Genomic DNA, 12,026 nt, shown 5'->3' on the forward strand with positions numbered 1-12,026 from the left:
GGCTTAGTTACAGACTAAGTACAATAGATTTATTTTTAGAGAGTATATTATAATCTGAACTAAAAACTTAGTAAATCGTGTTTAAATAGCAAAAGAATAATTAAAATATATTGATTAAACAGGCTATAAAATTATGAAAGACGATATTAGATACTCTTGTTGGTTAATTGATAACATAAAATTTTCTGGAAAAGAATTTATTAAAACTATTGAGTTTAATGGAGAAAATATTGAATTACTAGTAACCAATTATGAAAACTCAAAAAGTCTAGAAGAACCATTTCATGATTGGATTCATAATAAGATAGTTAATCATGGTATGATGTATCCAACAAACAATCCACTTCCTATAAATTCAATATTCATTCTAACTAAAAATGGATATAAAAATCAGAAATCACAAGATTTTTTTTATTGGTTTGCATTAGGTTTAAAACTTGTCTATTATCAACCAACATTAGTGTCACATCCTTCTGAATTTATACCTAATACAGAACTTGTTTAAGAATGGTGATTTATTTTTTTAAAAAGAGGTCAAAATAGTTATACTTGTAAATCATCACATTTTCAATCTAACTATTTTTCCCTCTATGTACGTAAACTTATCAAAAAAATTTATAACCGAAAATATTTTACCTTATTTACATCAATTTACAAAAGGTCGTCGTATAAAAGTAGCTCTTTGGCGTATTATCCAAGCCATTGTGTATCGCTTAAAATCAGGGAGTCAATGGCGAGAACTTCCTATGAAACAATTTTTCGGAAACTTATCAATTCGCTGGAATACAGTATATTACCATTATAATAAATGGTCAAAATTAGGAAGTTGGAAGAAATTATGGATCAAGTATTTAGAAGATTATCGTGGAGAATTAGATTTTTCTATTTGTCAGCTAGACGGCAGCCACACTTCAGCTAAACGAGGAGGAGAAGGTATTGGATATTCCAAAAGAAAAGCAGGAAAAACAACCAATGCACTTTTTCTAACGGATAAAAATGGTATTCCAGTAGCGATGTCTGTTCCAAGAGCAGGCAATCATCACGATGCTTTTGAACTTGAAAAAAATATGCAATCTATGATAGATGATTTGAATGCTTCTCAAATTAGAGAAGGAGGAATTTTTCTCAATGCTGATGCAGCCTTTGATACACAAGCCTTTCGTTCTTTTTGTAATCATTTAGATATTGTAGATAATATAGATTTTAATAAAAGAAATAAAAAAGACCTTGATAATCAACCATTTAAAGATGAAGAAATGTATGAATTGAGATTCGTTATTGAAAGAACTAATGCGTGGTTAGATGCTTTCAAAGCCTTAATTATGAGGTACGAAACTAAAATTCATACGTGGCAAAGTTTACACTATTTAGCCTTTACTTTAATATTTGCCAGAACTAGAAAAAAACATTCTTAAACAACTTCAGTTATTACAATGCCAAATTGGAAGGGATTCAGCAGTATGCATAGTATTTCAAAAAAAGAAATTAATTCAAAAAGTTTTGATAAGGTTCTAAGTTATGTTGATACTCTTAGTAAATTAGGTAAACGACATTATAGTATTCTTGAAGAAATTTATAAAATAACAGGAATAAATGATGTTTTGATTGAATTATTGAGCTTGTATTCTTTTATTGAAGGTTTTTGGTACAATCACAATGGAAAATCTACTATTAGTAAAAGTATAGAAGCAATGTTGAAAGACTATGTACCAAACAAAGAAGAGAAATTCATTAGAGAAAGTGCAAAAGCAAAAATAAAATCTCAAAATGAATTGTTTAATGAGTCTAATATTGACGGAATGCGTCATATACTAGCTCATGGAATGTATAAATATAAAGAAGACAACTGGAGTGAAAATCAATGGGCAGCTATTTATGAACAAAGAAATCTACTTATTGAGTTAGTTATTGATTCTTTGATAAATAGATTAAAAAGTGAAAATCAACTTTTTAGTTAAAGTAGAAAGTAAAAAAGTAGAAAGTAAAAAAGTCATGTAAAAAAGTCATGTAAAAAATGAAAAACTTCCTCAAAGAACCTATTTCCATTTCTCAATTAGTAAGTTTCCGAATTTTATTTGGTTTACTTATCTTTTTTAGTACGCTTCGTTTTTGGTATATGGGTTGGATAGAAAAACATTATATAAAGCCTGTTTTTCATTTTAAGTATTTTGGTTTTGAGTGGGTTGAGCCGTTGAATAGTTATGGAATGTATGCTGTTCATGTGGTTTTGATTTTGGCAAGTTTGGGCGTTGCATTTGGTTTTTTGTATCGTCTTTCTGCTATTTTATTATTTCTGACTTTTACATATTGTCAGCTTATTGATATTACTTATTATCTCAATCATTATTATTTTGTGAGTTTGGTGGCATTTCTGCTCATTTTTGCTTCTGCGAATCGTTTTTATTCATTGGATTGTTTACTTTTTGGCGTTGGTAAGGATAAGAACAAAAAGAAAGTTAAGAAGACCTTTGAAGATAAATTTAAAGTTAATTTTGAAAGGCAAAGTAAGTATAATCTAAAAAGTTTTTTATTCAATCTTTTTTCTGTTTTGCCTTCACTCTCTATTTCTCGTGCTTGGATTTTGATTTTTCAGCTTCAACTTTCCATTACTTATTTTTATGCAGGATTAGCAAAACTTAATTCTGAATGGCTTTTTGATGCAATGCCCCTCAAAATTTGGCTTCCTCCTCATTACGATATGCCAATTTTTGGGTTCTTGATGCCTTATGAAATTACAGCTTATATTTTTTCGTGGACAGGAATGCTGTATGATTTATTGATTCCTTTTGCGTTATTTTATAGAAAAACTCGCCTATTTGCTTATTTTGCAGTAGTTGGTTTTCACGCTATAACAGGATATTTATTTCAAATTGGCGTTTTTCCAGTAGTTATGATTGCATTAACTTTGATTTTCTTCGAAGCAAAGTATCACGAAGCAGTATTAAATTTTGTTTCTTCATTTTTTAATAAACTCTTGCCGTTGTCGGTGTACTCACTGACAACTTCCAAATATTTTACTTTTCATTCTTCTAACAAAAAACAATCTTCTCATTTACTTTTAAATCCACTCAAAAATTTTCAATTCATTTCTAAGAAATGGCTGTATGTTTTAACTATTTATTTCATCTTTCAGGTTTTATTTCCTTTTCGTTTTATGCTTTATGCAAATCAGCCGTATAATGAAACTCTATTTTGGAAAGAAGAGGGCTATCGTTTTTCGTGGCGAGTGATGCTAATGGAAAAATTTGGAAGTGCTACTTTTTATGTAAAAGACCCAAAAACTGGAAAAGAAGGAATGGTAGATAATAGTGAATTTTTGAATAGACACCAAGAAAAACAAATGGCTTTTCAGCCTGATATGATTTTACAATATGCTCATTTTTTGGAAAATAAATTTAGAACGGAAGAAAATCCAAATCCAATAATTAGAGCAGAAGTTTATGTAACTTTGAATGGACGTAGAAGTCAATTATTTTTTGACCCAAACCTTGATTTGAGTGAAATTGAGGATGGTTTTTTAGAGAAAGATTGGATTAATAAACTGAAGTGACACTGAAGTTGTTTAAGAATGTTTTTTTCTAGTTCTGGCAAATATTAAAGTAAAGGCTAAATAGTGTAAACTTTGCCACGTATGAATTTTAGTTTCGTACCTCATAATTAAGGCTTTGAAAGCATCTAACCACACATTAGTTCTTTCAATAACGAATCTCAATTCATACATTTCTTCATCTTTAAATGGTTGATTATCAAGGTCTTTTTTATTTCTTTTATTAAAATCTATATTATCTACAATATCTAAATGATTACAAAAAGAACGAAAGGCTTGTGTATCAAAGGCTGCATCAGCATTGAGAAAAATTCCTCCTTCTCTAATTTGAGAAGCATTCAAATCATCTATCATAGATTGCATATTTTTTTCAAGTTCAAAAGCATCGTGATGATTGCCTGCTCTTGGAACAGACATCGCTACTGGAATACCATTTTTATCCGTTAGAAAAAGTGCATTGGTTGTTTTTCCTGCTTTTCTTTTGGAATATCCAATACCTTCTCCTCCTCGTTTAGCTGAAGTGTGGCTGCCGTCTAGCTGACAAATAGAAAAATCTAATTCTCCACGATAATCTTCTAAATACTTGATCCATAATTTCTTCCAACTTCCTAATTTTGACCATTTATTATAATGGTAATATACTGCATTCCAGCTAATTGATAAGTTTCCGAAAAATTGTTTCATAGGAAGTTCTCGCCATTGACTCCCTGATTTTAAGCGATACACAATGGCTTGGATAATACGCCAAAGAGCTACTTTTATACGACGACCTTTTGTAAATTGATGTAAATAAGGTAAAATATTTTCGGTTATAAATTTTTTTGATAAGTTTACGTACATAGAGGGAAAAATAGTTAGATTGAAAATGTGATGATTTACAAGTATAACTATTTTGACCTCTTTTTAAAAAAATAAATCACCATTCTTAAACAAGTTCACTATTTATTCTTTTTAAAAGAAAATAAAGAAATAAATTTTTAGAGTATTTTTGCAAAACTATTTTTGAGCTTATTTACCATCCTATATAAAATTTAACTCATTTTGAAACTAATCTTTTCGCCTTCTCACTATCCATTTTTTAATCTCGCTTTAGAAGAATATCTATCTAATTTTACTGACAAAGAAAGTGAGTATTTGCTTTTTTATAGAAATGAACCTTCCTTAGTTATGGGAAAAAATCAGAATGCTTGGGAAGAAATGAATTTTAATTATCTCAATGCTCAAGATATTTTTCTTTCTCGTCGTATTTCGGGTGGTGGAACGGTTTATCACGATTTGAATAATCTAAACTTTAGCTTTATAAATCCATTAGACACAAAAATGGTAGCTAATTATGATTCATTGCTAGTTCCTATTGTAGAGTTTTTGAAAACATTAAAGCTCAATGCTTCTATTGGTCAGCGTTCAGATATTTGGCTAGAAAATGACAAAGGAGAAAAACGAAAAATTACAGGTACAGCTCAGTACACCAACAAACACCGTTTTATCACACATGGAACACTTCTTTTTGATACACATTTAGAAAAACTAGGAAAAGCTATAACAATTCCTGCAAATATAGAAGTGAGTTCAAAAAGTCTTAAATCAGTTAGAAGTAAAGTAACCAATATTAAAGATATTTTAAAACAGAATAATAATGAAAGCATTCTGACTATAGAAGAATTTGAAGAAAAATTAGCTCATTTTATTCTATTGTATTTTAATAGACCTTTTCATTTACATAGACTAACAGAAGATGAGATAATTGAAATAGAAAAATTAGCACAAGAAAAGTATAAATCTTTTGAGTGGATTTGGGGACGTTCGCCAGCGAGTGAAGTTACTAGAAAAATTACGTTCAAAAATCAAGAATACAGAATCAAAATAAAATTAAGTAGAGGTGCAATTATTCAAGAAATTAGTATAGAAGATAATTTCTTAAATGATAGCTTACAACAATTGGTAAATCAAATCTATAAAAAAGAAGAGTTAGAAAAAATTCTCTTACCAATTGGTTTTATAGAACAAGATTTAGAACTATGGTTTTAAATGTAGCGTATATTTTAAACTTTTTAATAAACTAAACGTTCCATTAAGATAAAACTGAATTAAAAATTTGAAAGTCAAAGTGAAAAAATAAAATTTAAACAATAATTTTTGTAATTTTACTTTCATTCAAACAAATTATAAAAATTGATAAGAATTAACTAACAAACCTATTCGATATGAAAGACATGATGAAAATGTTTGGTAAAGTGCGTGAAATGCAAGCCAAACTTCAAGAAGTGCAAGAACAACTCGTAAATATTACAGCCGAAGGAGAAGCAGGTGGTGGAATGGTAAAAGCAGTAGCTAACGGAAAAAAACAAGTCATTAAACTAGATATCGATGCTGATATTATAAAAGCAGATGATAAAGAAATGTTACAAGATTTAATAGTAGCAGCAGTAAACAAGGCATTAGAAGGTGCAGAGGAAAAAAGTAAAGAACACATGCAAAAAAGCACAGAAGGAATGATGCCTAATATCCCAGGTATGGATTTAGGTGGAATGGGAATGTAGTATTGAATTGTAAATGCTAAATTGTAAATTAAATTATTAGCAACTACATTCAATTGGACAGGGTTTTAACCCTGTTTTTTATACAAAGGCAAAAGGAGAAGTGAGCAGGGCAGGGATGTCATTCATTGACGGGCTTGTACCTGTGTTTTCTCTCCTTATTTTATTAAAACTAAAAAAGAGGCTGTCCGAAAAGGTCAGCCTCTTTTTATGCAGCTATTTTTTGTAATTCTTCTTTTTGGTTGATTTTTTTGATGATGCAAACAAATTTTGTCTTTTGGTGATTTTTTTGAGTATAAAAAAAGGTGCAAAAAGATGATTTTTTAGAATTGAAAGTATTTTTTAGCTTATCGGCAGTTTTTGCCACCATTTTTCTAAAATTATGTCCAAGAGCCATCAATAGAAACTCCATTTCTACTTTTACTAATCCCTTAAAAGTAAATCGATTAAACTTATTATTATATTTGAGATGCCCAAAAACAGCTTCTACTTCTATAGGGCGTTTACTGCGCTGCTCTAATCCTTTCTCACTAGTTAGTAAATTTCTAGCTTTCTCTTTTAGTTGGTTTAAACGATGATTCACTTGTATTATTCTATTGCCTTCAGCTTTATGACATAAATTGCGAAGAGGACAATCTTGACACCTTTTTGCTTGATAATAAGATACTTGCGATTCGTATCCATTACTTGAAGTACGTTTTCCATCTCTTATTTTCTTCATTCTTTGCCCCATCGGACAGACATAAAAATCTAATTCTTTGTTGTAAAATAAATTCTGAACTAAAAAAGGATTATTTTTCATTTTCCTTTTTTGCTCTTTATGGAAATAATTGTACTTAACGTAGGCAGTAATTTCTTTTTTTTCAAGTAATTCATAATTTTCTTCACTTCCATAACCTGCATCAGCTACTACTTCTTTACTTTGTTTATTGTACTGATTTTCAAATCCTTCTAAATGAGAGGATAAAGTGGTGGTATCTCCTGCCGTTTGATGAATAGAAACGTGGGTAATAAATTGATTTTCTGTGGACACTTGAGCATTATAAGTAGGTTTGAGTTGTCCATTTTTCATGTGATCTTCTTTCATCCGCATAAAAGTAGCATCCGTATCTGTTTTACTATACGAGTTTCTACAACCTAAAATTTTCAGAGACTCTTCATATTTACTTAATCTAGGAAGATATTCATCTTGCATTTTTTTTAGTTCTCTTGCCTGTTGTTTACTCGGTTCTTTTAGTTTTTTATTGATTTGAGCGAGTTTTTCTTTTAATAATTCTGAATCTAATGGAGTAGATACTTCTTCTTTATTTTCTTCTTGATTATCTGATTGAATACTACTTTCAATATCAGATAAAATTTTATTTACTTTAGTTTCTAACTTTTCTTTATTTTTTTCAATACTACCACGCCAAACAAAAGTATAACGATTAGAACAAGCCTCTATTTTTGTTCCATCAATATATTGAACATCAAGACTTACATAACCCATTTCAACCAACATTTTAACAACTTCTCCAAATAAACGATGAATGTGTGCCTTCAAAATTTTACCTCTAAAGTCATTAATTGTTCTAAAATCTGGTGTAGAATTGCCTGATAAATACATAAAATGAATATTCTCCCCAAGAGCTTTAGCTATTTTACGACAAGAATAAATATTGGATAAATAAGAATAGAATAGCACTTTAACGAGCATTCTTGGATGATAAGCTGAACAACCTCCACCTTTGTATTGAGAAATCAAATCGCTAATATCCAATGAATCAACCACCTTTTCAACTAAACGAACAGGATGGTGAGCTGGAATTTTGTCAAATATATTGACAGGAAAAAGTTCGGGCTGCTTACCACTTTGGTTTTTGAAAACTACTTTTGCCATAGGCTATATAACGTTAGTATAAAAGTATATATACCTCGAAAATAAAAAAAATTAACCATAAAAAAAAGGCTATCCGTACTTTTCGGACAGCCTCTTTTTTATATTGATGAAAAAATTATTAGATGATAGGAAAAGAAAAGTTATTGAATATTATAAATGTGCTATTTCACTTATCATTTACAATTTATCACTAATAACTATCTGTTTACTTATCTTCGCTTTTCTTCTTCCATTTCAAAGAATAAATATCAGTGCGTCGGTCTTTTAAGTTACGAACGCTACCATGACTGTGTAATTCTTTTAATAAATCAAGATTTACATCTGCAATCATTGTCATTTCTGTATTTGGAGTTGCTTCTGCAATAATGGCATTATTAGGAAAAGAATAATCTGAAGGAGAGAAAACAGCAGATTGGGCAAACTGAATATCCATATTTTTTACCTTTGGAAGGTTTCCTACACTACCTGCAATGGCTACATAACATTCATTCTCAACAGCACGAGCTTGAGAACAAACACGTACACGCATATAACCATTCTGCATATCAGTAGAGAAAGGAACAAACAAAATTTGCATTCCTTCTTCTGCCATCATACGAGAAAGCTCTGGGAATTCTGAATCATAACAAATTAAAATACCAATTTTTGCTACATCAGTTTCAAAAACTTTTACTTTGTTTCCACCAACCATTCCGTAATCATTTACTTCACTTGGTGTAATATGAATTTTGTATTGAACATCCCACGTTCCATCACGACGGCACAAATAAGAAACATTATAGAGCTTTCCATTTTCATATAAAGGAAGACTTCCTCCAATAATATTTACATTATAAGAAACAGCATAACCCACAAGTTTATCTCTAACTTCTTCGGTATATTCTGCTAGTTTTCGAATTGCCTTTGCTGTATCTTCTTCATTAAACTCTGCCATCAAAGGAACATTGAAAAATTCAGGAAAGAGAACAAAATCAGCACGGTATGAGCTAAGCGCATCTACGAAAAACTCAACATTCTCAAAAAATGATTCTACTGATTTTACATTACGCATCTGCCACTGAACCACACCAATACGTATAACTTCTTTTGGTTGGTTTACAAGAGCAGGTTTTTCTTCATAATAAATATTATCCCACTTTAAAAGACTTGCGTATGCTTCTGATTCTATATCATCAGGTAAATAATTGCGCAATACTTTTTTTACGTGAAAACCATTACTCAATTGAAATGTCAAAACAGGATCGTAAATTTCTTTTTGGCGTACTTTCTCTAGATATTGTCTAGGTGTTACCGAATCAGAATATTTACTAAAGTTTGGCATACGTCCTCCAGCAATAATCCCTTTTAGGTTTAGATTTTCACATAATTCTTTACGAGCATCATAAAGACGTCTTCCTAAACGCATATTACGGCTATTTGGATTTACACTTACCTCAATTCCGTAAATAACATCTCCATCGTCGTCGTGATTTATAAAATTATCTCTTACAATATCATGATAAGTATGATTATCTCCAAATTTGGAATAATCAATTACCATACTAAGCGCATAAGCAATTACTTTTCCTTTGTCTTCTATACAAATCTGTCCTTCTGGAAACATTTCAAGCAATTTCATAATTGACTCTTTCGTCCACGCTTGATCTTTTGCATAAATCAGTTTTGATATTTCTTCAATATCGGCTGCATCGGTTGGCTCAACAGTACGAAGTTTTAATACGTGTTGTTCAGTTTCGAAAGTCGATATAACATTTTCTTTTTTATCTATTGACATAAAAGTAAGTTAAAAATTAAATTTTAAATCAGTATAAGCTACTAATTTAGGTTAAAAAACACAGAACTAAGAATTGTTCTGTAAAATCACTCTACAAACAAGTGCTTTTTTGAAGTCTGTTTGTAGAGTATTATGTATATTTGCAATCTCATTTTTTAGACTCGTTTTCTCCAAAGAAAATATAGATTAATGAGTAATTGAGCGATTAAGTGCAGTCATAAAAGCACGCAAAAGTACACTTTATTTAAAATAAAACCTTTATTATTTCAGATTGTTTTCAATAATTATTAAGTGATTAAAATACAAATTATTACTTTTAATATTACATTTTTTAAATAATGTTTTATAATACAAATAGTTATTAACTGACAATTATCTACTCTAATATGTATCAATCTTATCTTTCAGAAGCTAATCAGATCTTTTCAAAATTTAAAAATCAATCTCGTTTGATTGCAACAATTAGACTGGTTTATTTTTTTGCTGCCTTAGTAGTTCTTTATTTTTTGCTTAATGAAGGCTGGCAAATCGTAACTGGTTCTAGTTTCCTCTTATTTTTTGGATTTATTTTTTTAGTAAAATTATATCAAAAATCTGAACAAAAAAGAAATTATTGGAAAACAAGAATTACTCTTTTAGAAAAAGAAAATGAAAGATTAGAGTATAACTTCGAAAATCTGGATGATGGAATGGAATTTTATGATGTTCTGCACGCTTACATCAAAGATTTAGATATTTTCGGACAAACAAGTCTTTTCTCTTATATCTCACGCACACACACAAGTGTAGGAAGAAGTTTTTTAGCAAATTGGCTTTCAGAAAAAACAGATGAAAAGACAATTACAAAAAGACAAGAAATTGTAAAAGAACTAGCACAAGATTCAAAAAAAAGCACAGAATTACGTCTTGACTTACAAACAACAGCGCATTTAAGCGAAGAAACACCAAAAGAATATTCTCAACTTAAAAAATGGCTTCAATCAGAAGATTCATTTTTGGAAAGCAAAGTATTAAATATTATTCGTTTTGTTTTGCCTCTTATTACTGTTTTGAGTTGGGTATCTACATTTATGGGATTTGTTACTTATATTTTACCTGTTTTTCTTTCTTTAGTTCAACTCGGAATTGTGGGAAGTATGTTTCCTAAACTACAAATGACGTATGACATCGTAGGAAAAAACATTCCTTTTCTGCAAAAGTACGCTTCTTTATGGGAAATTATAGAAAATGCTACTTTTCAAAAAGAGGAGACCAAGACTTTACAAAATGACCTAAAAGGAAGTTCGAAGGCAGCTCAAGAATTAGCCAAAACATTAGAACTGTTTGAATACCGTATGAATGGAGTTGCTTTTATGTTTTTAAATGGACTTTTCTTATGGGATATTCATTTTGCTATAAAACTAGAAAAATGGCGAAAAGAACATAAAAACGATACGCCTAAATGGGTAGAAACGCTGGCAGAATTTGAGGCTTTATTTAGTTTGGCTTCTTTTTCATTCAATCATAAAGAATATATTTTTCCTACCATTTCTGTTTTGAATATGAATGGAAGCGAACAAAAAGTAACAGAAAATGCTTTTGAGATTGTAGAAATGTCGCATCCACTTCTAAAACAAGAAGTTAGAATCGACAATGATTTTACAGCCAAAAATATACGTGAAATTGCACTTATTACAGGCTCAAATATGGCAGGAAAAAGTACATTTTTGAGAGCATTGGGAATAAATATGGTTTTGGCATGCGCTGGTGCGCCTGTTTGTGCTACAAAATTTGATTTTGTTCCTATGCTTATTAGTAGTAGTATGCGTATTATTGATTCACTAGAAAAAGGAGAATCTTCATTCTTTGCAGAACTCAAAAGACTAAAACAAATTCTTGATATTTTGGAAGAAGCAGATAAAAAAGGAGAATATAATTTAGTTCTTTTAGATGAAATTTTGAGAGGAACAAATTCAAAAGACCGTTATTTGGGTTCAGTAGCAATTATCAAACAGCTTTTAAAACTTCCTGCGACTGCTTTCATTGCTTCTCACGATGTAGAACTTTCAAAATTAGAAGCAGAGTTTCCAGACAAAATTACAAACTACGCCTTTGAAGTAGAAAATATGGAAACAGGTCTTCATTATCCTTACAAAATCAAAAAAGGCGTTTGTCAGAATACAAATGCTGTATTTTTGATGCAAAAAATGGGAATCGAAATGTAAATTTTATCTAATTCTCATTGATGGTTCATTTGACCTCAACGACGGTTAAAGATAGCAAGATTTTTTTCAACCGTCAACAAGGTTT

The 12,026-nt window shown here is 30.1% G+C and carries 10 protein-coding genes; 7 read left to right on the plus strand and 3 right to left on the minus strand.

What is annotated here, in order from left to right; all coding sequences use genetic code 11:
- Positions 1-133 precede the first annotated feature (133 nt).
- From V9L05_RS21025 to V9L05_RS21040, 4 genes are all read left to right on the plus strand, one after another.
- Complete coding sequence (locus V9L05_RS21025; protein WP_338813809.1) at positions 134-505, plus strand: hypothetical protein; 372 nt, start codon at positions 134-136, stop codon at positions 503-505.
- 85 nt (positions 506-590) lie between these two features.
- Positions 591-1,415: an IS5 family transposase gene (locus V9L05_RS21030; protein WP_338812380.1), complete on the plus strand. Its 825-nt coding sequence runs from the start codon at positions 591-593 to the stop codon at positions 1,413-1,415.
- An 18-nt stretch (positions 1,416-1,433) separates the two neighbouring features.
- Positions 1,434-1,958: a hypothetical protein gene (locus tag V9L05_RS21035; protein WP_338813810.1), complete on the plus strand. Its 525-nt coding sequence runs from the start codon at positions 1,434-1,436 to the stop codon at positions 1,956-1,958.
- Between the two features lie 56 nt (positions 1,959-2,014).
- Positions 2,015-3,550 (plus strand): HTTM domain-containing protein, encoded by a 1,536-nt coding sequence (locus V9L05_RS21040; protein ID WP_338813811.1) that lies wholly within the window; start codon positions 2,015-2,017, stop codon positions 3,548-3,550.
- A gap of 12 nt (positions 3,551-3,562) precedes the next feature.
- On the opposite strand, the gene V9L05_RS21045 is transcribed toward V9L05_RS21040, so the two are convergent.
- Positions 3,563-4,387 (minus strand): IS5 family transposase, encoded by an 825-nt coding sequence (locus tag V9L05_RS21045; RefSeq protein WP_338813812.1) that lies wholly within the window; start codon positions 4,385-4,387, stop codon positions 3,563-3,565.
- 201 nt (positions 4,388-4,588) lie between these two features.
- On the opposite strand from V9L05_RS21045, the gene V9L05_RS21050 reads away from it, so the two are divergent.
- Complete coding sequence (locus V9L05_RS21050) at positions 4,589-5,575, plus strand: lipoate--protein ligase (RefSeq protein WP_338813813.1); 987 nt, start codon at positions 4,589-4,591, stop codon at positions 5,573-5,575.
- 176 nt (positions 5,576-5,751) lie between these two features.
- Positions 5,752-6,087 carry a YbaB/EbfC family nucleoid-associated protein gene (locus tag V9L05_RS21055; protein ID WP_338791545.1) on the plus strand — a complete coding sequence of 112 codons (336 nt, stop codon included), beginning with the start codon at positions 5,752-5,754 and terminating at the stop codon, positions 6,085-6,087.
- Between the two features lie 205 nt (positions 6,088-6,292).
- Here the strand turns inward: V9L05_RS21055 and V9L05_RS21060 are convergent, their stop codons facing one another.
- On the minus strand, positions 6,293-7,963 hold the full coding sequence (locus V9L05_RS21060) for an IS1182 family transposase (protein WP_338812234.1): 1,671 nt from the start codon (positions 7,961-7,963) through the stop codon (positions 6,293-6,295).
- Positions 7,964-8,168: 205 nt separating this feature from the next.
- Entirely contained in the window at positions 8,169-9,737 is a 1,569-nt protein-coding gene (locus V9L05_RS21065; RefSeq protein ID WP_338791544.1) for a carbon-nitrogen hydrolase family protein, read from the minus strand.
- Between the two features lie 386 nt (positions 9,738-10,123).
- On the opposite strand from V9L05_RS21065, the gene V9L05_RS21070 reads away from it, so the two are divergent.
- Positions 10,124-11,941, plus strand: coding sequence for a hypothetical protein (locus V9L05_RS21070; RefSeq protein WP_338813814.1), 1,818 nt, complete (start codon positions 10,124-10,126; stop codon positions 11,939-11,941).
- The last annotated feature ends 85 nt before the right edge of the window (positions 11,942-12,026 follow it).

Source organism: Bernardetia sp. Wsw4-3y2 (assembly GCF_037126295.1).
Taxonomy (GTDB): domain Bacteria; phylum Bacteroidota; class Bacteroidia; order Cytophagales; family Bernardetiaceae; genus Bernardetia.